This is a genomic window from Actinomadura rugatobispora, from assembly GCF_055379765.1.
This window is the reverse complement of the sequence record NZ_AP029191.1, coordinates 2,759,229-2,780,742: the sequence shown is the minus strand read 5'-3', so window position 1 is coordinate 2,780,742 and position 21,514 is coordinate 2,759,229. Positions and strand designations below refer to the sequence as shown.

The window sequence follows — 21,514 nt, the reverse complement described above, 5'->3', positions numbered from 1 at the left end:
GTGAACAACGCAGGCTGGGCGGCCTCAATTTGTGGGAAACGTCCAAAAGCCTGCCGGCCGCACGGGCCCGATCGGGCCGCTCGCGAGCGGGGGAGCGACACGCTCTACCGCCCCCGACCGTGCCATGAGCAGGGCAGACGCGGATACCGGCCCACGCCGGCCGGCCCCGCTCCGGGCACGAGCGAGCGGCGCGAAAGCCCGCCGAGTTGTCTTCACTCCACGTGATCGCAGGATCACGATCCCGGAGGCTCCGGCCGGAGCCCGGTGAACGACGCCCCGGCCGGATCCGCCAGAATGATCACCTGACCGGTTGAGTCGACGAAGGGCGCGGGAGCGTAGATGAGCGAGCCGTCCCGCGAAGGAGACGCGGACCTGGCAGCCGAGCCCGGCCGGTCATCGTCCCGGTCGGCCATCGTGAAGCTGTCGGTCTTCGCCGCGATGCTGCTCGGGTTCGGTGTGCTGGTGGCGCTGGGCGGCGGCGCGCTGTGGGACGACATCAGCGCGTGGGTCGACTCGCTCGGCTTCTGGGGACCGCTGGTCTTCGCCGTCTGCTACGCGCTGGCGGTGACCGTGCTGATCCCCGGCTCGGTGCTGAACGCGTCCGCCGGCGCGCTCTTCGGCGTCGCCCTGGGCGCGGCGGCGGTGCTGGTCGGAGCCACCGCGGGCGCGGCGCTCTCCTTCGGCCTGGCCAGGCTCATGGGACGTCCGGCTGTGGCCAGGTACACCGGGTCGGGCCGGCTCGCGCGCCTGGAGTCCTACCTGTCGCGCCGCGGCTTCGAGTCCGTCCTGGTGCTGCGCATGGTGTCGATGTTCCCGTTCGGGGCGGTCAACTACGGCGCCGGGGTGGCCGGGGTCGGGTTCGGCCCCTACATGGCGGGCACCGCGCTCGGGATCGTGCCGGGCACGCTCGTCTACACCGGGCTCGGCAAGGCACTGAGCGAACCCGGCTCCCCGGCGGTGTGGCTGGCGCCGGTCGGCCTGGTGCTCCTGAGCGGGGTCGGCTGGTGGCTGGCGCGGCTCGCCCGCTCCCGGACGGACCGCGCCAAGACGACCGACCAGGAAGCCGGGACGAGCTGAGGCGCGGCCGTCACATCACCAGGCGCGCCGGGCCTTCCGGTCGAGGAGCCGATCCGTCGCCCACCACACGGCGACGAGCACCGACACGACCGCCGGAACCCCGAGCAGCGCCGGAGACCAGTCCCGGAGCAGGTAGAACACCACCGCGCCCACGACGTAGCCCCCGACCAGGACGTGGACGGACATCTGGCCGATCGGGTGGAAGAGCGCGCCGAGGACCAGGACCGCGCCCGCCCACGCCACCAGCCAGTAGAAGAAGAACTCCCGGAACAGCGGGATCCGCTTGCTCTCGGACCCGACCGTCAGCCGGGTGACGTGCCCGCGCCACATCTCGGCGTACCCGGACGTGCCGGGCCTGGCCCTGTCGTACAGCCCCTTGCCGACCTGGAACGTCCGGCGCCTGCCGTCGGGCGTCCGGACGGTCACGTCGTAGCGGAACCGGTCCGCGACCGCCGCCCGCACCGCGACCGCGGGCACGTCCCCGGCGGCGGGCAGCGCGTGGGCGGCGACGGGGATGAGCCTGAGCACGGGCATCGGAGGCTGCGGCGCGGGCGGCGGGGTCGGCACCTGGATGGGCGTCGGCGGGGAGTCGTCCTCGACGCGCCTGGACCTCTCCACCACCGTCACCGTGACCGTGGCGATGCACTCGCGCTGGTCACCGGGCAGGTGGGGGGCGCAGTGCAGCGCGCGTTCGTAACCCCGCATGTCGTGGTAGGCGTCAGAGGCCGCCATGCCGCACGCGGCGACCAGCGCCAGCCCGGCCGCCGCGACCACCAGCCGTGCCGCCACCAGGACGAGGACCCTCCGCATGGTCCGATGATGACGGCACGGGCGCGTCACGGAAAGCGTTTTTCCCATGACGCTGGGAAGCAGCGGGCGGCCGCGCCGCCGAGCCGGTCGAAACGAATGTTTTAGTTCGTGCTACGAATGAGATTGATGAAGGGGCTCATGCTCCCGGCATCCCGGCGATGATCAATCCGAATTCGTCGGCCGGGGCGCGGCCAACTCCGCTCCAGGGATCATCGCCTCGCCCTCGAAACGGCGCAGATACCGTTCGACGACCTTGAGAGTCTCCTCGTGGCCGCTGTCCATTCCCAGGGCGGTCTCCATGCCCACCACGCGGGACAGGCTCGTCACCAGCACTCCCAGGAAGCCGACCGGGAACCTCTCGAGGTCGATCCCGTGCTCTTCCGCGATGCGCGCCAGGGTCTCGTTCTGCATGCCGCGCAGCCGCTCGGCATAGTGGGCGATCTCGTCCTTCATGGACTTGCGGTGGTTGGCCAGCGCGCTGAACTCCATCGTCAGGGCGCTGGCGGCCGGATCGGTGGCGAAGGCCCACAGGGCCCGCAACGGCTGAGGCGAGGCCAATGCCTGCGCCTGTGCCTCCACTCCCGCCTCGGCGAGACGCCGGAAAACCTCAAGGAAGAGTTCGTCCATCGTGCGGAAGTAGTAGTGCACGAGCTGGGGTTTGAGACCGGCCTTGGCGGCGACCCGCCGTGAGGTCACCGCGGCATATCCCTCTTCCAGCATGAGCTGTTCCGCCGCATCGAGCAGGACCGTCCGATTCTTTGCGTCCGGTGCGCCAATTCTGCGCGGCGTTGACATCTGGCCGACCTCCACGGGTATTTCAGTAACGTCCCTGCTGGACCCGGCGACATCGTAGCGCCGAGCTCCAGGCGTGACCTTGACCACAGTCGCTCAGCAGTGCTAAGCAGGTGCCTAGCATCGCTGGGCGAGCGCTCAGCGGCGAAGGATCGGCGACCTCCACCGTGCGCGACGGCTGGCGGCGCACGTCTTCGAGGAGGGCCTGGGTGAGTGACTTCGCACCGGCTGACCCCGCCACCGAGGGTCCGGTGAACTCCCATGACCGCTGCGCCCATCGTGGGGTGCAGTGTCCATCACGGGTGGTAGCGCGGCAAGACCCTGAGCGCGGTCGGCATCGGCGGACATCCCCGGTACCGCACCGCGGCACGGGCTGCCGCGAGCGCGGCCGGGCCGCCGTCCCCGGTCCGGGACGGGCGAGGACCTGCGCGGTGGGCCGGTGAGCGCGGGCGTGCAGGCGGCCGCGGCTCGATACGTCGGGACGCGTGTGCCGCGGGTGGAGGATCCGCGGTTGCTGACCGGTCATGGCACGTATGTGGATGATGTGGTGCGGCCGGGGATGTTGCACGCGTGTTTTGTGCGCAGTCCGCTGGCGCGTGCGCGGATCACCGGTGTGGACGCCTCTGAGGCGTTGGCGCTGGAGGGTGTGCATGCGGTGTTCACGGCGGAGGATCTCCATCCGGGTGTGCACGAGGCGTGGTACACGCTGATCGGCAAGGACGTCCCGGACACGCCGCGGCCTCCGATGGCCGAGGGTGAGGTGCGTTTCGTCGGTGATCCGGTGGCGCTGGTGGTGGCCGATGACCGGTATCTGGCCGAGGACGCGGCAGAGTTGGTGGTGGTCGACTACGACCCGCTGACCCCGGTCGTCGACTACGTCACCGCGCGGGACTCCGAGGAACTGGTGCACGAGGCTTACCCGCGCAACGTCGCGGGCGAACTCGGCGGCGCCCCCGCGGACCAGCTCGCACCCGTCTTCGACGAGGCGGCGCTGGTGGTCGAGGACACGATCTACCAGCAGGCTTACGCCCCCGTACCGATGGAGACGCGGGGGATCGTGGCGGAGTGGTCGGCCACCGAGCGCGAGCTGACGATCTGGACGGCGACCCAGTCGCCGCACGAGGTGCGCCTGTTCTGCTCCCGGCTGCTGGGGCTCCCCGAGCACCAGGTGCGGGTGGTGATGCGCGACACCGGCGGCGGTTTCGGTCAGAAGGTCATCCCGATGCGCGAGGACATGTGCGTCATGCTCGCCGCGCTGAAGGTGCCGGGTCCGCTGAAGTGGATCGAGGACCGGCGGGAGAACCTGCTCTCGTCCAGCATGTCGCGGCACGAGCACGCCGACGCCCGGATCGCCTTCGACTCCGAGGGCGCGATCCTGGCCGCCACGATCGACTACGTCCAGGACGTGGGCGCCTACCCCGTGCCATGGCCGGTGGGCACGGCCGCGGCCGTCGGGATGTTCTACCCCGGGCCGTACCGCGTTCCGCAGGGCACCTTCACCACGACGTGCGTCTTCTCCAACACCCTCGGCCGCGCCGCGTACCGCGGGCCGTGGCAGTTCGAGTCGGTGGTGCGCGAGGTGCTCCTGGACCGCGCGGCGCGCCGGCTGGGCATCGACCCCGCCGAGTTGAGGCGCCGGAACCTCCTGCGGCGGGACGAGCTTCCGTACACCAACCCCATGGGGATGCCGTACAGCGATATCACGCCGTCGGAGACGTTCGAGCAGGCGTTGAAGATGCTGGATTACGAGGCGTTCCGGCGTGAGCAGGAGCTGGCGCGGGCGCAGGGCCGGTATCTGGGTGTCGGTACGTGCACGTATGTGGAGCCGACGACCAGTGCGATGGGGTTGCACGCGACCGAGGGCGCGACGATCCGGATCGAGCCCTCGGGCAAGGTGAACGTCTACGTCTCGGGGGGTTCGAGCGGGAACAGCATCGAGACGACGGTGGTGCAGCTGACCGCTGACGCGCTGGGGGTGGACATCGCCGATGTGCACACCATCCAGGGGGACACGGCGGTGACGCCGTTCGGTGGCGGGACGGCGGGGAGCCGGTCGGGGTCGATGACGGCGGGGGCGGTGGCCGAGACGGCCTCGGTGCTGCGGGAGCGGATCGTGGCGATCGCCGCGCACCGCCTGGAGGCCGCGGCCTCCGACATCGAGTTGTCGGGCGGGCGGGCGTCGGTGCGCGGTGTGCCCGGGTCGGGGGTGTCGCTGGCGGAGATCTCCAACCTGGCCTACTTCCAGCCCGAGGCGTTGCCGGCGGGGGTTCCGGCGGGGTTGGAGGCCAGTGGCCGCTACAAGCCCGAGCATCCGATCATCTGGGCCAATGCCACGCATCTGTGCACGTGCGAGGTGGACGTGGTGACCGGTGAGGTGCGGTTGCTGCGGTTCATCGTGAGCGAGGACTGCGGTCCGATGATCAATCCGAGTGTGGTGGAGGGGCAGATCGCGGGCGGGACGGTGCAGGGGATCGGCGGGGCGCTGTACGAGCATCTGGCCTATGACGGCGAGGGCAACCCGATCGCGACGACGTTCATGGACTATCTGCTGCCCACGGCGTTGGAGGTGCCCGATATCGAGTACGGGCACATCGAGACCGACTCGCCGGGTCCGGGCGGGTACAAGGGCGCGGGTGAGGGCGGTGCGATCGGGGCGCCGCCGGCGGTGATCAACGCGGTCGCCGACGCGCTGTCCCCCTTCGGCGCGGAGATCACCCGGCTGCCGATCACCCCGGAGTCGATCGTGGAGATCGTCCGCCACGGCACCGGGGCGGAGGCCAAATGAAACCGGCCGCTTTCGAGTACCACGCCCCCGCGAGCGTGGGGGAGGCGGTGGGGTTGCTGGCGGAGCTGGGCGAGGACGCCAAGGCCATCGCCGGCGGCCAGAGCCTGGTCCCCATGCTCGCCCTGCGGCTGGCCGTGCTGGATCACCTGGTCGATTTGCGCCGCATGGAGGAGTTGCGCGGCATCGAGCAACGCGATGGCGGGGTGTGGATCGGCGCGGGCACCACGCAGGCGACGATCCAGCGGTCGGCGGAGGTGGCGGCGTGGGTGCCGTTGCTGGCGCGGGCCACGCCGCTGATCGGGCATTTCCAGATCCGCAACCGCGGCACCCTGGGCGGCTCGATCGCGCACGCCGACGCCGCCGCCGAGTACCCCGCCGTCGCGCTGGCCCTGGACGCGCGGCTGGAGGCGACCTCGCCGCGCGGCGCGCGCACCATCGCCGCCCGCGATTTCTTCCAGGGCATGTGGAGCACCGCGCTGCAGGCCGATGAACTGCTGACGGGCGTGCTCTTCCCCCAGTGGGGGCCGCGCAGCGGGTTCGCGATCGAGGAGTTCGCCCGCCGCGGCGGCGACTTCGCCATCGCGGGCGCCGCCGTCGCCGTCCAGCTCGACACCGACGACCGGATCGCCCGCTGCGGCATCGGCCTGTTCGGGCTCGGGCAGGCCGCACTGCGCGCCACCACCACCGAAACGCAACTGACCGGCTCCGCCGCGGGCGAGGTGAGCGCCGAGGACATCGGGCGCACCGCGATGGAGGGGCTGGAGTCGGTGCCCTCGGATCTGCACGGGTCCGCCGATTACCGCAAACACGTCGGCGCGGCCATGGTGGCGCGCGCCTGGGAACGGGCCGTCCAGGAGGCCGGAGTGCAGGAGGCGAGCAATGCCTGAGGTCGAGATCGGGATGCGGGTCAATGGCCGGTCGCGGCGGGCGAGCGTGCCGGCCCGGCTCACCCTGGCCGACTACCTGCGCGAGGACTGCGGCCTGACCGGCACCCACCTGGGCTGCGAACACGGCGTCTGCGGCGCCTGCTCGGTCCTCATGGACGGCGAGGCCGTCCGCGCCTGCCTCGTCTTCGCCGTCCAGGCCGACGGCGCCGACATCACCACCATCGAAGGCATCGCCTCCCCCGACGGCACCCTGTCCCCCCTCCAGGACGCCTTCCGCGAACACCACGGCCTGCAATGCGGCTTCTGCACCCCCGGATTCATCGTCTCGGCCACCGCGTTCCTGCGCGAACACCCCGACCCCACCGACGACCAGATCCGCGAGGGCCTGTCAGGCAACCTGTGCCGCTGCACCGGCTACCAGGGAATCATCAACGCCGTCCGCGCCGCCGCAGCCACCAAGGAAACCTGATGAAACTCGAGAACACGCTGACCATCCCGGTGCCGGTGCGGGAGGCATGGCAGGTCCTGCTCGACATCGAGCGGATCGCGCCCTGCGTGCCCGGCGCCACCCTGACCTCCAACGACGGCGACACCTTCCACGGCAAGGTCAAGGTCAAACTCGGGCCCATCGGCCTGTCCTACAACGGCACCGTCACCTTCGTCTCCCTCGACGAGACCGAACGGGTCGCGGTCCTGGAGGCCAGCGGACGCGAGACCCGCGGCGGCGGCACCGCCAAGGCCACCGTCACCTGCCGCCTCACCGACCAGGGCGACACCACCGACGTCCACATCGAAACCGACCTGGCCATCACCGGAAAGCCCGCACAGTTCGGCCGCGGAGCACTCAACGACGTCGCCACCAACCTCATCGGCCAGTTCGCCGCCAACCTCGCCGACGAACTCACCTCCACCAACGACGCCGGCGGTGACGGCGAAGGTGACGGCGAAGGTGCCGGAGACCCGAGCCCCGCGCCGGCGCTCAACGGCGAGGCGCCGCGCGCCGAGCCGGCCCCACCGCGTACGGCCCCCGCCGCCCGCGCCCCCGCCGAACCGATCAACCTCCTGCCGGTGACCGGCGGTGGACTGCTCAAGGCCGCCGGCCCCATCGCGGCCGCGACCGCCCTGGTCGTCCTCCTGGTCACCATCCGGCGTCAGCGCTCGGCGACCAGCCCGCTCGACGCCTCGGCCAAGGCCCGCTGACCGCGGGCACCGCCACCCCGCCGACCGGTCCCGGTCGAGCGGAGACCGACCTCACCCCCCGACTGCCTGGAAAGAGGTAGTGATGACTGGACGAGTCGAAGGCAAGGTGGCCTTCATCACCGGTGCGGCGCGCGGCCAAGGGCGCGCGCACGCCGTGCGCCTGGCCCAGGAGGGCGCCGACATCATCGCGGTCGACATCTGCAAGCAGCTCGACAGCGTGCCCATCCCGATGTCCACTCCCGAGGACCTGGACGAGACCGTCGCCCAGGTCAAGGCGCTGGGCCGGCGCATCATCGCCTCCCAGGTCGACGTGCGCGACCTGGACGCGCTGAAGGCGGCGGTCGACGACGGCGTGACCCAGCTGGGCCGCCTGGACATCGTCATCGCGAACGCCGGTCTGGCCGCCTCCGGTGCCCAGATCGAGGAGATGGACGCCAACCTCTGGAAGGACTCCATCGACGTCAACCTCACCGGCGTCTACCACACCGCCAAGGTCTCGGTTCCGCACCTCATCGAGGGCGGCCGCGGCGGCGCCGTCGTCCTGACCAGCTCGGTCGGCGGTCTCAAGGCCCACCCCCACGTCGGCAACTACGTGTCGGCCAAGCACGGCGTGGTCGGGCTGATGCGCACCATGGCGGTGGAGCTCGCCCAGCACAGCATCCGCGTCAACTCCGTCCACCCCACCCAGGTGAACACGCCGATGCTGATCAACGACATGACCTTCCGCATGTTCCGCCCCGACCTGGAGAACCCGACCGCGGAGGACATGGCGCCGATCTCGCAGATGATGAACGCGCTCCCGGTTCCGTGGGTGGAGGCGGAGGACATCGCCAACGCGGTGCTCTTCCTGGTCTCCGACGAGGCCCGTTACATCACCGGCGTCACCCTGCCCGTCGACGCCGGAAGCATGCTGAAGTAACCGCCCACGCGCTCTCCGCAGGCTCCGAGCGGCGGTTCGGAACAGCCATCCCGCCGTACCGGCTGCTCATCACCGCTCGCCGCGCGCGCCGCCGTGACAGAGACCCGCGGAGCGGTCCGGGCCGGCCCGTCGGGCCGGCCCGGTCCACCGCGAATCCGCCGGGCGTCCCCCTTGACCGGGCGGGCGCAAACCGAGGAGGCCAGCGCAGGAAAATGGTCGTCAATGTCCTCGGCGGCGCACCCTTGACCCTCGCTGACGCCAGTGATACAACTCACTATTAAGTGTGCTGAGCGATCGCTCAACACAGCGTGTTGGCATCTCAGAACGGCACGTAGGAATACCTGCCGTAAAGCTTTCAACAACCCTCGGCACGCGACTCGAAGGAAAACACGTGAGCACTGAACAAGTGAGCACTGAAAGCGCCGTCTACTGGGATCCGTACGACCCGCGATTCTGGAGCGACCCCTACCCGACGTACCGCCGTCTCCGGGAGGAGGCGCCGCTCTACTACAACGAGAAGCACGACTTCTACGCGGTCACGCGCTTCGCCGACGTCGAGCGCGGCCTGCCGGACTGGAAGACGTTCTCCTCGGCCCGCGGTGGAATTCTCGAGCTCATCAAGTCCGGCATCGAGATCCCGCCGGGCACGCTCATCTTCGAGGACCCGACCATCCACGACGTCCACCGGCGCCTGCTCGCCCGGGTCTTCACCCCGCGCCGGATCTCCGCCCTCGAGCCCAAGGTCCGCGACTTCTGCGTGAAGACGCTGGACCCGCTGGTGGGCGAGAAGAGCTTCGACCTCATCGAGGCCGTCGCCATCGAGATGCCGATGCGCGTGATCGGCATGCTCCTCGGCATCCCCGAGGCCGACCAGGTCGCCATCCGCGACGCCGCCGACGAGAGCCTGCGCACCGAGGCCGGCGGCCAGATGGACTTCAAGGGCGGCGCGGTCATGAGCAACGAGATGTTCCGCGACTACATCGAATGGCGCGCGAACAACCCGTCCGACGACCTGATGACCGAGCTGCTCAACGCCGAGTTCGAGGACGAGGACGGCACCCGGCGCACGCTCACCCACGACGAGGTGCTCACCTACATCACCGTCGTCGCCGGCGCCGGGAACGAGACCACCGGACGGCTCATCGGGTGGACCGCCTCCCTGCTGGCCCAGAACCCCGAGCAGCGCCGCGAACTGGTGGCGGACCCGTCGCTGATCCCCGGCGCCATCGAGGAGGTCCTGCGGTACGAGCCGCCGGGCCCGTCGATCGCCCGCTACGTCACCAAGGACACCGAGTTCCACGGCCAGACCGTGCCCGAGGGCGCCGCCATGCTCTTCATCGTGGCCGCCGCCAACCGGGACGAGAACCGCTACCCCGACCCCGACCGCTTCGACATCCGCCGCGAGATGCCGCAGCAGCTGACCTTCGGCCTGGGCCCGCACTACTGCCTGGGCGCCGCGCTGGCCCGCCTCGAGGGCCGGGTGGCGACCGAGGAGATCCTCAAGCGCTTCCCGGAATGGGACGTGGACTGGGACAACGTGAAACTGGCGCAGACCTCCACGGTCCGCGGCTGGGAAACGCTCCCGCTCGTCGTCAACTGACCCGCCGGAGCCGCCCCTCGAAGGCGGCTCGACTCCCTATTCAAATAACGAGCAAACGGCATCATCTGGCCGGCCCGGTATTCGCGATCAGAAGTCGCGCGGCCGGGCCGGGACCAGACGGGGTCGCCACCGCACCGACCCCTTTTCGGGACGACCGAGCTCGATCGGCCGTCACAGGAGAACAGCTCCACTTGCACCGTGACACGGCTCCGGTTCCGCCCGCATCGATTCCAGGGGCACGGACATTCCGTCCGGGAGAATTCATCCTCTGGAGGGGGCGCCGCCGTATGACCGGCTGAGCCGCGTCACCGGAGAACGCAAGGCGCAGGACGGGCGTGGTACCAACCTGCGGCCCCACCCCACCCCCCACTGGAGGCCACCCATGGCTCACATACGTGCACAAGCGCCCCCCTGGGCTCTCCGGGGTCGCCGGCCATGAGCGCCGTGCCGAGCCGCGTCACTGGGTGGGGTCTCGGTGCTCTGGTCGCGATGGGTTCGTTGTTCGCGATCGGGTTGGAGGCGTTGCGGCGGACGTGGGATGTGCGGGACTGGTTCTGGGAGTTCGTGGAGCAGTCCTGGTTTCTGGCGCGGGTGACGATGTTGCCGTCGTTGCTGGTGGCGTTGCCGTTGGGGGCGACGGTGGCGTTGCAGGTGGGTGATCTGGCGGGGCAGTTGGGTGCTCAGTCGGCGACCGGTGGTGCGGTGGTGGTGGGGTTGGTGCGGCAGGTCGCGCCGATCGCGTCGGCGTTGATCATCGCGGGTGCGGGTGGTTCGGCGATGACCTCGGACATGGGCGCGCGCAACATCCGGGATGAGTTGTCGGCGATGGAGGTCATGGCCGTCAATCCGGTGCACCGTCTGGTGACACCACGCATGTGGGCGGCCAGCATGATCTCGTGCATGCTCGCCTCCCTGGTGATCCTGTCGGGTGCGGTGGGCGGTTTTGTGTTCAACGTGCTGCTGCAGGGCGTGACCCCGGGCGCCTATTTCGATGGGGCTTTGGGTCTGCTGCGGGTGTCGGATCTGTTCGTGACGTTGGGCAAGGCGTGGTTGTTCGGTCTGATCGCTGCGCTGGTGGCCTGTTATATGGGGATGAATTGTGAGCGGAGCCCTGCCGGGGTTGGCCGGGCGGTGAACCGGGCGACGGTGGTGGCGTTCATGCTGGTGTTCGTTTTCAATTACGTGATCACGACGGTGTATTTCGTCGCGTTCCCGCCGAAGTTGTGAGTGGGGGCGGCTGATGTTGGTCAATGCTCCGCGTAAGGCGGCGTTGGGGACGACGCGGGTGGCGGTGGCGGGTGCCGAGCGGGTGGCGGCGTTGTCGGCGTGGCCGCGTTTCATCGGTGCGGTGCTGTTGTATTCGCTGCGTGACATCGTGTTCCGGTTCAAGTACGCCAAGACGGTGGCGTTGCAGGTCAGTGACATCGTCGTGGGTGTGGGCGCGACGGTGGTCGGCGGCGGCATGATCTTCGTGATCTTCACGATGTCGCTGTTCTTGGGCACCGAGATCGGTATGCAGGTGTACACGGGTCTGGAGGTGATCGGCGCCGAGTCGTTCATGGGCTTGGTGGGGGCGTTCATCAATGTCCGTGAGACGACTCCGGTGATCGCGGCGATCGCGTTGGCGGCGCAGTGCGGGTCGTCGTTCACGGCGGAGCTGGGGGCGATGCGGATCTCGGAGGAGATCGATGCCCTGGAGGTCATGGGCATTCACTCGTTCGTGTATCTGATCTGCACGCGGGTGGTGGCGGCGCTGATCGCGCTGGTGCCGTTGTATCTGATCGCCTTGTTCGCGAGTTTCTTCGCGACCCGGTTCATCAGTACCGAGTTCTTCGATCTGGCGCCCGGGGTTTACGACTACTACTTCCATCTGTATCTGCCGTTGATCGATTTGATCTATAGCGCGATCAAGGTGGCGGTGTTCGCGTTCGCGGTGATCTCGATCCACTGCTACTACGGCTACTACGCCACCGGCGGCCCCGTCGGCGTCGGGCAGGCCGCCGGCCGCGCGATCCGCCTGTCGATCATCGTCATCGTCACGCTCAACCTGCTGCTGTCGTATGTGTTCTGGGGGCAGGGCGGAACAGTGAGGCTGGCCGGATGACCACCAACGAACCCGACTCGCTGACCCGGCGCCTGGCCGTCTCGCTGCTGACCCTCGTGGTCGCCGCCGGTGTGCTGTACGCGCTGATCACCAAGCCGTGGGAGGCCGAGGGCACGCGCCTGACCGCCGACTTCGACAAGGCGAGCCAGGGGCTGACCACCACGTCCCCGATCAAGGTCCGCGGGGTGCAGGTGGGTCAGGTCGAGTCGATCGACCTGCTGCCCAACGGCCGCGCCCGCCTCATTCTTCGCATCAACGAGGGCGTCCAGGTCCCTCGGACGGCCCGGGCCTCCCTGGAGCCGGAGTCGGTGTTCGGGCCGAAGTTCATCAACCTCGTCCCCGGCCAGGGCGAGGGCGCCGGCCCCTACTACGCCGACCGCGCCCACATCGCCGCGACGGCCGGTTCGGAGGATCTGGACGATCTGGTGTCCAGCGCCGATCGGATACTGACGGCGATCGATGCCCGGGATGTGTCGATCATCGTGGGCACCCTCGCCCAGGGCCTGGGCGGGCAGGCCACCCCGGTCCGTGAGCTGCTGGACGATGCGGACACGATCGTGGCGATCGGTCATAAGCAGCGGCAGCGGGCGGTGCGGTTCACCGCTGATCTGGCGCGGTTGGCGCAGGTGCGCGGTATCGGTGACAGCGTGGCCGGGTTGGCGGGTGACACCAATGCGATCGTGGGCACGGCCGCTTCGGGTCAGGACCGGTTGCGGCGTTTGACCGGGGAGACCGCGCGCCTGTCGGGGATGCTGGCCGGTGGCCTGAACCGGCATGGCGGCCAGCTCGGCCAAGCAGGCCGCTCGGCCGAGCGCGCGACCTCGTTCATCTACGCCCAACTGGGCGTGGGGGGCGGGATCGTGGGCCCCTCGATCGATTCGATCATCGATCAGTTGCCGATCTACCGGGCGGTCTCGTGGCCGGCCGCTCCGCAAGGCAAGCACATGCTCGCAGCCAAGATCATGCTTCCCACCGATCCCTGCGAGCTCATCCTGGGCATCTGCGGCTCCGGCTCCGGCACTGCCACCAGTACGGGCACCGCCGGCGGCGGAGGCACGGGCGCGGGCACCGCGCCTCGTCCCACCTTGCCGCTCCCATCCATAGGAGGGCGGTGACATGGCGGCGCGTCCTGAGAAGGCGTTCTCCTCGCTCGCGCGGTTGTTGTTGTTCCTGGCCGTGACGGTGACGTTGACCGGGTTCATCGCGATGCAGATCGCGCGGCTGGACTTCTCCGATTCCTACCGGGTCACCGCGACCTTCGACGATGTCGGGGGGCTGCGTGAGGGCGACCGGGTCAAGATCGCCGGGGCCCCGGTCGGGCAGGTCGACCAGATTCACGTCCGCAAGGGCCGCGCCGAGGTCACCCTGTCGGTGCGTGAGCGGCACCGCCTCCCCTCCGACAGTGAGGCCGCGGTGCGGTGGCGGGATCCGATCGGGCAGAGGGTGGTGTATCTGATCCCGGGCACGGCGGGCGCGATGCTCAAGGACGGCGACAAGATCACCCGGACCCGGTCGGTGGTGGATCTGGGTGAGCTGATCAACCAGATCGCGCCGCTCACGCGGACGCTGGACCCCCAGCAGATCAACCAGCTGATGACCTCGCTGCACCAGGCGCTGGAGGGCAACGAGGCCAACATCCACCAGCTGATCGGCAACATCGATCAACTGTCCTCCACGATCGCGGCGCGCCGGCAGAGCCTGCAGTGCACCCTGGACGACTTCGCCGCCGTCACCCGGGTCCTGTCGCGGCGTGACAAGCAGATCGCGGCGATGACCGACAACCTGGTGACGCTGTCGGGTGCGTTCGTGGACAACCGCAGGCTGGTGGATCAGGCGATCACGCAGCTGGCGGCGATGGTGCGGACCTCCGACCGGTTGACGGCGGGCAACGCGCGGGAGTTGGAGGAGGTGGTGGGCCGGATGGCGGTGGTGATGGGCGGCACCAACCGCAATCTGGACCGTTTGACCCCGATCCTGAAGTCGGCGGGCCCCAAGATGTCGCGGCTGTTCGATCTGATCAACGAGGGCGAGCTGTTCGTCGGGACCACCCCGTGCCTGACCCTGGCGCCGGGGCCGTGCCCCTACAAGACCGAGTTGAAGAAGTATCCCGAGCGCGGTTCTTCGGAGGATGTGCTGCGGGGCCTGGTGGTCGGAGAGGGGAACTGATGGCGCGCACGTCCTTCCGTGACCGCAACCCCCTCATCGTCGGCATCGCCGGACTGACCGTCCTGTCGCTGGGCGTCACGATCTCCTTCCTCACCGGCACCCTCGGGCTGCTCAAGGAGCGGTACACCATGACCGGGGTGTTCGCCGACACCGGCGGGCTCCGCTCGGGGCATGAGGTGGAGGTGGCGGGGGTCGCGGTGGGTGAGGTGACCGAGGTCAAACCCGATTTCCGCAACGGCCGCGTGGTGGTGACCTGGAAGGTCGACGCCAACGTCGAACTCGGCCCCAGGACGCGGGCGGAGATCCGGATGTCCAACATCCTGGGCGGCCGGTACCTGCGGTTGAGCGGCCCGGTCGGCGAACCCTACATGGCCGATGTGTCCGAGGGGCGCCGGCGGATCCCGCTGGAGCGGACCGCGACCCCGATCACCTTCAACGATCTGCTGAACGAGGGCACCGGCACCCTGGCCAAACTCGACGCCAAAGCCGTCTCCTCGGTCCTGGACCAGCTCCGGGACGTGTCCCGCCAGGGCCGCGGCCGCCTGGGCGGTGCGTTGCAGAATCTGACGGCGTTGGCGGAGGCGGTCAATGAGAGCGATCCGCAGATTGCGCGGTTGCTGGCCGATGGGGACCGGTTGATCGGGCTGGTCAATTCCAAGGACCGGCAGTTGTCGCAGCTGGCCCGCAACGCCAGTGTGCTGCTGGGGCAGTTGCGTGACCGGCAGGCCGAGCTGAGTGTGCTGCTGGGCAGCGGTGACCGGACGGTGCAGAGTCTGTCGCGGTTGATCAGCACCAAGCAGGCGGAGCTGGTGGAGATCGTGGATGAGCTGGGGACGACGATGAAGACGCTCGAGCCGCAGATGGACGATCTCAACGAGACGCTGGCGTGGTCGGGGCCGACGATGGCGGGGTTTGTCAGTACCGGGGTGAACGGGCCGTGGTTCAACGCGGTGTTCTCCCAGCTCGGTCCGCTGGCGGCCAGTGATCTGCAGGGCCTGACCCAGATGCTGCAGAGTGGACGGACCGCCCGATGAGACGTTTGATCCCCCTCCTTGCCGCCGCGGTGATGCTGTTGTCCATCGGCGGCTGCGCCGTGGTCCCCGGCGGGAACGGCACCTACCGGATGAGCGTGTACTTCGCGAAAACCCCGTCGTTGTATGAGAAGTCGCGGGTGAAGGTGATGGGTGCCGATGTCGGCAGCATCACCGCCATCGGGGTGCACAACCGTCAGGTCCGCGTCGATCTGCGGATCCGCGAGGACGTCCCCGTCCCGCGTGATGTGCGCGCGACGATCGTGGCGGCCAGCACCATCGGCGAACGCAGCGTGGTCCTGCATCCGGCCTGGCGTCCGGGGACTCCGCGGGCGCCTGCGGGGTCGGTGATCCCGAAGGAGCGGACTGACCTGCCGGTGGAGATCGATGAGGCGTTGACGGCGTTCACGGCGTTGACGCAGTCGATTGATCCGGGGGCGTTGGGTGAGGTGTTCGAGGGGGGTGCGCGGGCGGTCGATGGGCGTGGTGACGATGTCAACCGGGCGTTGCAGTCGACCGGGACGCTGGCGGGGAATCTGGCCGCCCAGGACCGCAAGCTCGCCGGGATCGCCCGCGACCTCAACCAGCTGGCCACCTCCCTCAACCGCCGCGATGAGAAACTCACCGCCTTCATCGGCGACTTCTCCGCCGCCAGCCGCGCGCTGGCCGATGAGCGGGCGCGGCTGCGGACCTTCCTCGCGGGTCTGGAGGCGCTGATCCGCCAAGGCGGCGCGGTGGTGACCGCCTACCAGGAGAAACTCCCCGCCGTTTTGACCGAGGCGTCGGAGATGGTGATGACGCTCAAGGCCAACAGCGCCTCGATCTCCCAGGCCATCACCTCGCTGGCCGGGGTCACCGACGCGGTCATCAAAGCCTGGGACCGCAAGACCGGGACGATCACGGTGCGGGCGCAGATCAACGCCACGCTGCGGATCTGGCTGCAGCCGATCTTCACCGCGATGGGCTGGGGCAAGGTGCCCTGCCTGGACGGGCAGAACGGGTGCCGGTCCACCGTGCAGCGGAAGGGACGACCATGAGGATCACACCGGTGGTCGCCGCAGCCGCGCTAGCGGGCACCTGCACCGCATGCTCGGTGCAGACGCTGGGGGCGCCCAAGGGCGACTTCACCCTGTACGCGTTGTTCGGTGATGTGCAGAACCTGGTGACCGGGCACAGCGTGCAACTGGCCGATGTGCGGATCGGGACCGTGATGACCGTCCAGCTGCAGGGCTACAAGGTCCGGGTGAGGATGTCGATCACCAACGGCCGCCGCGTCCCCGCCGGGACCACCGCCGCCATCGCCAAGACCTCCCTGCTGGGCGAGAACTTCGTCCGCCTCACCCCGCCCAAGGGCGCGGCGATGAGCACCGGGCCGTTCCTGGCCCAGCGCGCCACCATCACCCAGACCACCCTGGCCCCCGACCTGGAATCGGTCACCCAGCGGGTCGGCCCGATCCTGGCCGCGGTCGGCGGCCAGGACATCGACGCCATCGTCACCACCCTGGCCAGCGCCACCACCAACAAAGGCCCCCAGCTCAACCGCATCATCAAACGCTCCACCGAACTGTCCGACAGCTACGCCGCCGCCGCCACCGACCTGGGCAAGGTGATCGACGGCCTGGGGCGGCTGAGCAGTTCGCTGGAGAAGGGGTCGCGGGACCTGGACCGGCTGCCCGGCATGGTGTCCTTGGCCACGGAGCGGGTGCGCAAGGACCGGGCGGAGTTGAAGGGGTCGGTGCAGGAACTGGTGCGGCTGGGCAACTCCTTCAACACCACCTTCCAGCAGCGCCACGCCACCCGGCTGCGCGCCCTGCTGCTGCGCATCGACCAGATCATGACCTCCATGACCCGCGGTAAGGAACAACTCAAAGAGGTGGTGGACCTGCTGGACAAGGGCCTGGTCAACGCCCCCTCCATGACCTACGACGGGCAAGCCCTGGCCCATGCCTGGGTCGCGGGGTTCCTGCCCGACACCGGACCCAAACCGGTACGCGATCCGGCCCGTGAACTTCGACGCCTGCTGGCACCCAGGTAAAAGGGAGAGCGGTCGTGACCTCACGCATCCTGGCCAACCTGGCCTTCTTCACCGCCCTCGGCGTCGCTCTGATCGTCTGGGCGCTGACCAGCATCATCAGTGTCGACGCCGTCCGCCGCCCCTACACCCTCACCGCCGAGTTCGCCTCCTCACCCGGCCTGCGCCCCGACCTGGAGGTCGCCTACCTGGGCGTGCGCGTCGGCAGCATCGGCAACGTCGCCCTGCGACCGGGCAAGGTCGCCGTCCAGCTCAAGATGGACCGCGGCACCACCATCCCCACCGGCGCCCGCGCCGCCGTCCTCCGCAAATCCGCCGTCGGCGAACCATATGTGGAACTGTCGCCCCCATCGGGGCCTGATGGGGCGCCGATGCGGGCCGGGGACAACATCCCCCTCGCCCGCACGTCGGTGACGGTGGAGTACAAGCAGCTGTTCGACAACGCCGGCAAACTGCTCCGGGCGACCCGGCCGCAGGACGCCAACACGCTGCTGCGCGAGCTGTCCAACGGACTGGAAGGACGCGGCACCACCCTGCGCGACCTGATCGGCGACACCCACCAGCTCGCCGGCACCCTGGCCGACAACGCCGGCACCCTCGACAGCCTGGCCGTCCAGCTCACCGCCCTCACCGCCACCCTGGCCCCCACCGCCCCCCAACTGGGGTCGGGGGTCAACGACCTGGCCGCCTTCACCCACACCCTCAAGCAATCCCGCCACGACCTCGACAGCATCCTGCAACGCGGCCCCGCCATGGTCACCCAGACCAACAACCTCCTCACCGCCGCCCGCCCCGGCCTGCGCTGCATCCTCCACGCAATGAGCGCGCCCGCACCGCCGGTGTTCACCCCGGCCAACACCCGCCATTTCGACCACGCTCTGACCGTGCTGGCCAAACAACTCCCCATCGCCACCGACTCCTTCATCGAGAAACGACCCGAGGGCAGCTACGTGCGGCTCAGGCCGCTCATCTCCATCGGGAACGGCGTCCCCACCCCTGATGGCCGGCTCTACTCGCGTGAGACCCCCGGGCCCGTCATTCCGCCGCTTTATGAGTGCACCGGCCAGGCACAGAGCACCAACACCGGCCAGCAGGGCAACCCGCAGCAGGGCACGGCTGCTCCCTCGGCGCCCGGTTCCACGGCGGGCACCATCGCCAAGGGCCCGTTCATCACCGCCGACAAACGGGCCGCCGACACCCCACACGACTCCCCGTGGTCGCGGTGGCTGCCGCTGCTGCCCGTGGCCGCCGCCGCACTCGTCCTGGCCTACGCCGCCTACCGGATGAGCGCCACCGTCCGACGCCGACCCCGAAGCTGACCGGAGGCAGTATGACCACCAAAACCAAGAAGACCGGCACCGACGACAAGAAGGCCACCGGCGACGAGGAAACCCGGGACGAGGAAACCCAGGACACCCCCACCGCAACGGCGACCGAGAACGCCGCCACGGACGACAAGACCGACGCGGACGGCAAGAGTGCCGCGGCCGAGAAGGCCGACGCGGATGGCAAGGCCAAGGGCGAGGTTGTGGACGGCGACGCCGGCGATGAGGGCGACGACGACACGAAGACCGCCAAAGAGCGGCCGCGGCGGCGGACGCCCCCGCGCGGCCGCGGCCTGCTCGCCGGACGACGCGACAAACTCGGCACCGCCCTCATCCTCATCGTCCTGGCCGCCGTCACCACCACCGCCGTCCTGCAATGGCGCCAAGCCGACCACCTCAACCAGCAAGCCCACACCCAGCAGCAAGTCCGCACCCGCGCCGCCCAATTCGGCCAAGCCCTCCTCGCCTACGACCACACCGACCTCAACAGCGCCCGCACCCGCATCCAACAACTCACCGCCACCGACTTCGGCAAAACCTACGAAGCCGCCTTCACCGGACTCGCCGACACCATCGGCAAATACAAAGCCACCGCCACCGCCACCGTCCGCGACACCTACATCAACCACATCGACGGCGACCGCGCCAAAGCCCTCGTCGTCCTCGACTCCGAAGTCCGCTCCACCGCAGGCACCCGCCGCGTCCTGGGCACCAAACTCCTCCTCGAACTCATCCGCGAAAAAGGCCAATGGCGCGTCAGCGGCCTCGCCTCACTCGAAGCCGACGACGAGACCATGACCAAACCCGACGGCACCCCCACCACACCCAAGGACACCGGTGGGGCCCCCGCCGTCCCGTCCCCTTCCAGCGGTCCCTGACCCGCGGGCGTCAGCCACCGAAGGAGATCCGCGCATGCCCAGGGCGATTCTCTATCTCGCATCCCGACCGAACCCGGACCGGGCCGTCCCACCCGAGCCTCCCGACCAGGACCGCCTCCGGCAGATGCTCGCCGTCGACGAGTTCGTGTCGGCGCACTCGTTCGCGCCGCTGGGCACCGACGGCCCGTATCTGGCGATCTACGAGATCGACACCGACGACGTCCAGGCCCTCCAGGCCAGGCTCGCTCCGGGACGGCTGGGGGAGATGACCCTCTACGCGCTGTGATCCCGCACTGACCGTCCTGGATCGTCGTGCACGCCACGATGCCTTCCGCGCCGGGCTCGTACTCGTCCCGGCCGTCGGCACCCCCGGCCGGCCATCCGCTCGCCCGGTGACCCGGGCAGCCCCTGCGTCCATGTGACTCGCCGCAGCGACGCGGATTCCGGCGCCCGGTGACCCCGGCCGCCGCGGAAGGGCCGACGCCGTCAGGTACTCCACGTGACCATCGAGGCTGAAATGACCGATCGTTCCACCGCACACGTTCTCTTGGAGCCCACGCCGCTGCGGCTCGATCTCGCGGCGGCCCTCAGGCCCGAGCTGCCCTCCGTCGCCGAGGAGATCGTCCAGGCGATCCGGGACGAGGTCCCCGACTTCGCGCGCAGGCTCGGCGGCCGATCCGGAACGAGCGTACGGCTGTGCGTCGAACGCGGCCTGCGCCAGTTCCTCGATCGGACCGCCGCCCCCGGCAGGCCCAGGCCGACCGGCGCCACCGGCAAGATCTTCCGCTCGCTCGGCCGCGGCGAGTATCTCGCGGGACGCAACCTGGACGCGCTGCAGTCGGCCTACCGCATCGGCGCACGGGTCGCCTGGAGCCGCTTCGCCCGCGCGGGCCGCGAGGCGGGTGCGCCGCCGGACCAGCTGTACATCCTGGCCGAGGCGCTCTTCGGCTACCTGGAGGAGATCTCCGCCCACTCGGTCGACGCCTACACCGAGCTGGCGACACGGGCGAGCGACCAGAAGCAGCGCGCCCGTGAGCGGCTGCTGGAGCTGCTGCTGGCCGAGCCTTCGGTCTCGCCGGCCAGGCTGGGTGAGCTGGCCGCCCAAGCGCAGTGGCGGCTGCCCCATCGCATCGCCTGTGTCGCGCTCAGCGACCGCTGGAACTCCGAGCACCGGCTCAGCCCCGGCATGGGCGCCGAGGCCCTCGTGGACCTGGACCGTCCCGATCCGTGCCTGCTGCTGCCCGACCCCGACGGCCCCGGCCGGATGGACGCCCTCCGGCACGCCCTGAACGGCGTCGAGTTCGCCGTCGGCCCCACGGTCCCGCTCACGGGCGCCGCCTACTCCCTCCGGCTGGCGCGCCAGGCGCTGTCCCTGATGCGCCGCGGCCTGCTGCCGGCCGAGGGGCAGATCCGCTGCGAGGACCACCTGTCCACGCTGCTGCTGCTCAGCGACGAGGAGTCGGCGCGGCTGCTGGTCGAGCACCGGCTGGCCGCCCTGGGGTACCTGGAGTCGGAGCGGAACCAGCGGCTGGCCGAGACCCTGCTCGCCTGGCTGACCAGCGGCGTCTCCACGATGAACGTCGCCGAGCGGCTGCGCGTCCACCCGCAGACCGTCCGCTACCGCATGCGTCAGCTCAAGGAACTCTTCGGTGATCTGCTGCACGACCCGGAATGGAGGTTCGAGACCGAGCTCGCGCTCCGCATGCACCGCCTGTTCCAGACCGAGGAGAGCGAGGAGGCGGTCGATGAGCCCCGGTCGCCTGCCGCGGGACGCAGCGCCGCGTCCCGGCACTCGTCCGCCGACCGGCGCTTCCGGCCGCTCGAACTCGCCACCCGGCACAACGGCAGGTGACGACGCCCGCACCCGCGCGGAACCGCCCGCCGGTCCCGGGGTCGCTCCCGGGACGG

20 protein-coding genes are annotated in these 21,514 nt (G+C 69.7%); 18 read left to right on the top strand and 2 right to left on the bottom strand.

What is annotated here, in order from left to right; genetic code table 11:
• Window positions 1-339 precede the first annotated feature (339 nt).
• The gene (locus tag ACZ466_RS11460; RefSeq protein WP_378279613.1) at window positions 340-1,077 is read left to right on the top strand and encodes a TVP38/TMEM64 family protein; all 738 of its coding nucleotides are present in this window, start codon (window positions 340-342) and stop codon (window positions 1,075-1,077) included.
• A 15-nt stretch (window positions 1,078-1,092) separates the two neighbouring features.
• On the opposite strand, the gene ACZ466_RS11455 is transcribed toward ACZ466_RS11460, so the two are convergent.
• Together ACZ466_RS11455 and ACZ466_RS11450 are read right to left on the bottom strand one after the other, a co-directional pair.
• Window positions 1,093-1,887 carry a hypothetical protein gene (locus tag ACZ466_RS11455; protein WP_378279611.1) on the bottom strand — a complete coding sequence of 265 codons (795 nt, stop codon included), beginning with the start codon at window positions 1,885-1,887 and terminating at the stop codon, window positions 1,093-1,095.
• 162 nt (window positions 1,888-2,049) lie between these two features.
• The gene (locus ACZ466_RS11450; protein ID WP_378279609.1) at window positions 2,050-2,697 is read right to left on the bottom strand and encodes a TetR/AcrR family transcriptional regulator; all 648 of its coding nucleotides are present in this window, start codon (window positions 2,695-2,697) and stop codon (window positions 2,050-2,052) included.
• Between the two features lie 421 nt (window positions 2,698-3,118).
• Here ACZ466_RS11450 and ACZ466_RS11445 point away from each other — a divergent pair, with 421 nt between their 5' ends.
• The 17 genes from ACZ466_RS11445 to ACZ466_RS11365 all read left to right on the top strand — a co-directional run bounded on the left by ACZ466_RS11445 (window position 3,119) and on the right by ACZ466_RS11365 (window position 21,458).
• Complete coding sequence (locus ACZ466_RS11445) at window positions 3,119-5,464, top strand: xanthine dehydrogenase family protein molybdopterin-binding subunit (RefSeq protein ID WP_464043413.1); 2,346 nt, start codon at window positions 3,119-3,121, stop codon at window positions 5,462-5,464.
• Window positions 5,461-6,351 (top strand): FAD binding domain-containing protein, encoded by an 891-nt coding sequence (locus tag ACZ466_RS11440; RefSeq protein ID WP_464043411.1) that lies wholly within the window; start codon window positions 5,461-5,463, stop codon window positions 6,349-6,351. Before ACZ466_RS11445 ends, ACZ466_RS11440 begins: the two co-directional genes overlap by 4 nt.
• On the top strand, window positions 6,344-6,820 hold the full coding sequence (locus ACZ466_RS11435) for a (2Fe-2S)-binding protein (protein WP_464043410.1): 477 nt from the start codon (window positions 6,344-6,346) through the stop codon (window positions 6,818-6,820). Before ACZ466_RS11440 ends, ACZ466_RS11435 begins: the two co-directional genes overlap by 8 nt.
• Window positions 6,820-7,551 (top strand): SRPBCC family protein, encoded by a 732-nt coding sequence (locus tag ACZ466_RS11430; protein ID WP_378293485.1) that lies wholly within the window; start codon window positions 6,820-6,822, stop codon window positions 7,549-7,551. The genes ACZ466_RS11435 and ACZ466_RS11430 overlap by 1 nt, the downstream gene beginning before the upstream one ends.
• Window positions 7,552-7,633: 82 nt before the next feature.
• A complete protein-coding gene (locus ACZ466_RS11425) occupies window positions 7,634-8,470 on the top strand; it encodes a mycofactocin-coupled SDR family oxidoreductase (protein WP_378293487.1) in 837 nt (278 codons plus the stop codon).
• Between the two features lie 391 nt (window positions 8,471-8,861).
• A complete protein-coding gene (locus tag ACZ466_RS11420) occupies window positions 8,862-10,070 on the top strand; it encodes a cytochrome P450 (protein ID WP_378293489.1) in 1,209 nt (402 codons plus the stop codon).
• A 435-nt stretch (window positions 10,071-10,505) separates the two neighbouring features.
• Window positions 10,506-11,297, top strand: a complete 792-nt coding sequence (locus tag ACZ466_RS11415; RefSeq protein ID WP_464043406.1) for an MlaE family ABC transporter permease — start codon at window positions 10,506-10,508, stop codon at window positions 11,295-11,297.
• A gap of 13 nt (window positions 11,298-11,310) precedes the next feature.
• Window positions 11,311-12,174 carry an ABC transporter permease gene (locus tag ACZ466_RS11410; protein ID WP_464042409.1) on the top strand — a complete coding sequence of 288 codons (864 nt, stop codon included), beginning with the start codon at window positions 11,311-11,313 and terminating at the stop codon, window positions 12,172-12,174.
• Window positions 12,171-13,289 (top strand): MlaD family protein, encoded by a 1,119-nt coding sequence (locus ACZ466_RS11405; RefSeq protein ID WP_378293582.1) that lies wholly within the window; start codon window positions 12,171-12,173, stop codon window positions 13,287-13,289. The genes ACZ466_RS11410 and ACZ466_RS11405 overlap by 4 nt, the downstream gene beginning before the upstream one ends.
• A 1-nt stretch (window position 13,290) precedes the next feature.
• The gene (locus ACZ466_RS11400; RefSeq protein WP_464043404.1) at window positions 13,291-14,340 is read left to right on the top strand and encodes an MCE family protein; all 1,050 of its coding nucleotides are present in this window, start codon (window positions 13,291-13,293) and stop codon (window positions 14,338-14,340) included.
• Window positions 14,340-15,374: an MCE family protein gene (locus ACZ466_RS11395; protein WP_464043402.1), complete on the top strand. Its 1,035-nt coding sequence runs from the start codon at window positions 14,340-14,342 to the stop codon at window positions 15,372-15,374. The genes ACZ466_RS11400 and ACZ466_RS11395 overlap by 1 nt, the downstream gene beginning before the upstream one ends.
• Complete coding sequence (locus ACZ466_RS11390) at window positions 15,371-16,408, top strand: MCE family protein (RefSeq protein WP_464043400.1); 1,038 nt, start codon at window positions 15,371-15,373, stop codon at window positions 16,406-16,408. The genes ACZ466_RS11395 and ACZ466_RS11390 overlap by 4 nt, the downstream gene beginning before the upstream one ends.
• Window positions 16,405-17,406 (top strand): MCE family protein, encoded by a 1,002-nt coding sequence (locus ACZ466_RS11385; RefSeq protein ID WP_464043398.1) that lies wholly within the window; start codon window positions 16,405-16,407, stop codon window positions 17,404-17,406. The genes ACZ466_RS11390 and ACZ466_RS11385 overlap by 4 nt, the downstream gene beginning before the upstream one ends.
• A gap of 14 nt (window positions 17,407-17,420) precedes the next feature.
• Window positions 17,421-18,722, top strand: a complete 1,302-nt coding sequence (locus ACZ466_RS11380) for an MCE family protein (protein WP_464043397.1) — start codon at window positions 17,421-17,423, stop codon at window positions 18,720-18,722.
• Window positions 18,723-18,733: 11 nt separating this feature from the next.
• A complete protein-coding gene (locus tag ACZ466_RS11375) occupies window positions 18,734-19,606 on the top strand; it encodes a hypothetical protein (RefSeq protein ID WP_464043395.1) in 873 nt (290 codons plus the stop codon).
• Window positions 19,607-19,640: 34 nt separating this feature from the next.
• Window positions 19,641-19,892: a hypothetical protein gene (locus ACZ466_RS11370; protein WP_378292226.1), complete on the top strand. Its 252-nt coding sequence runs from the start codon at window positions 19,641-19,643 to the stop codon at window positions 19,890-19,892.
• A gap of 231 nt (window positions 19,893-20,123) precedes the next feature.
• Window positions 20,124-21,458, top strand: coding sequence for a PucR family transcriptional regulator (locus tag ACZ466_RS11365; RefSeq protein ID WP_378292224.1), 1,335 nt, complete (start codon window positions 20,124-20,126; stop codon window positions 21,456-21,458).
• Window positions 21,459-21,514 lie beyond the last annotated feature (56 nt).

Bases quoted from the DNA above. Each gene is read 5' to 3' on its own strand.
- ACZ466_RS11460 (WP_378279613.1), top strand. From the start codon at position 340: ATGAGCGAGCCGTCCCGCGAAGGAGACGCGGACCTGGCAGCCGAGCCC.
- ACZ466_RS11455 (WP_378279611.1), bottom strand. From the start codon at position 1,887: ATGCGGAGGGTCCTCGTCCTGGTGGCGGCACGGCTGGTGGTCGCGGCG.
- ACZ466_RS11440 (WP_464043411.1), top strand. From the start codon at position 5,461: ATGAAACCGGCCGCTTTCGAGTACCACGCCCCCGCGAGCGTGGGGGAG.
- ACZ466_RS11435 (WP_464043410.1), top strand. From the start codon at position 6,344: ATGCCTGAGGTCGAGATCGGGATGCGGGTCAATGGCCGGTCGCGGCGG.
- ACZ466_RS11430 (WP_378293485.1), top strand. From the start codon at position 6,820: ATGAAACTCGAGAACACGCTGACCATCCCGGTGCCGGTGCGGGAGGCA.
- ACZ466_RS11425 (WP_378293487.1), top strand. From the start codon at position 7,634: ATGACTGGACGAGTCGAAGGCAAGGTGGCCTTCATCACCGGTGCGGCG.
- ACZ466_RS11415 (WP_464043406.1), top strand. From the start codon at position 10,506: ATGAGCGCCGTGCCGAGCCGCGTCACTGGGTGGGGTCTCGGTGCTCTG.
- ACZ466_RS11410 (WP_464042409.1), top strand. From the start codon at position 11,311: ATGTTGGTCAATGCTCCGCGTAAGGCGGCGTTGGGGACGACGCGGGTG.
- ACZ466_RS11405 (WP_378293582.1), top strand. From the start codon at position 12,171: ATGACCACCAACGAACCCGACTCGCTGACCCGGCGCCTGGCCGTCTCG.
- ACZ466_RS11400 (WP_464043404.1), top strand. From the start codon at position 13,291: ATGGCGGCGCGTCCTGAGAAGGCGTTCTCCTCGCTCGCGCGGTTGTTG.
- ACZ466_RS11395 (WP_464043402.1), top strand. From the start codon at position 14,340: ATGGCGCGCACGTCCTTCCGTGACCGCAACCCCCTCATCGTCGGCATC.
- ACZ466_RS11390 (WP_464043400.1), top strand. From the start codon at position 15,371: ATGAGACGTTTGATCCCCCTCCTTGCCGCCGCGGTGATGCTGTTGTCC.
- ACZ466_RS11385 (WP_464043398.1), top strand. From the start codon at position 16,405: ATGAGGATCACACCGGTGGTCGCCGCAGCCGCGCTAGCGGGCACCTGC.
- ACZ466_RS11375 (WP_464043395.1), top strand. From the start codon at position 18,734: ATGACCACCAAAACCAAGAAGACCGGCACCGACGACAAGAAGGCCACC.
- ACZ466_RS11370 (WP_378292226.1), top strand. From the start codon at position 19,641: ATGCCCAGGGCGATTCTCTATCTCGCATCCCGACCGAACCCGGACCGG.
- ACZ466_RS11365 (WP_378292224.1), top strand. From the start codon at position 20,124: ATGACCGATCGTTCCACCGCACACGTTCTCTTGGAGCCCACGCCGCTG.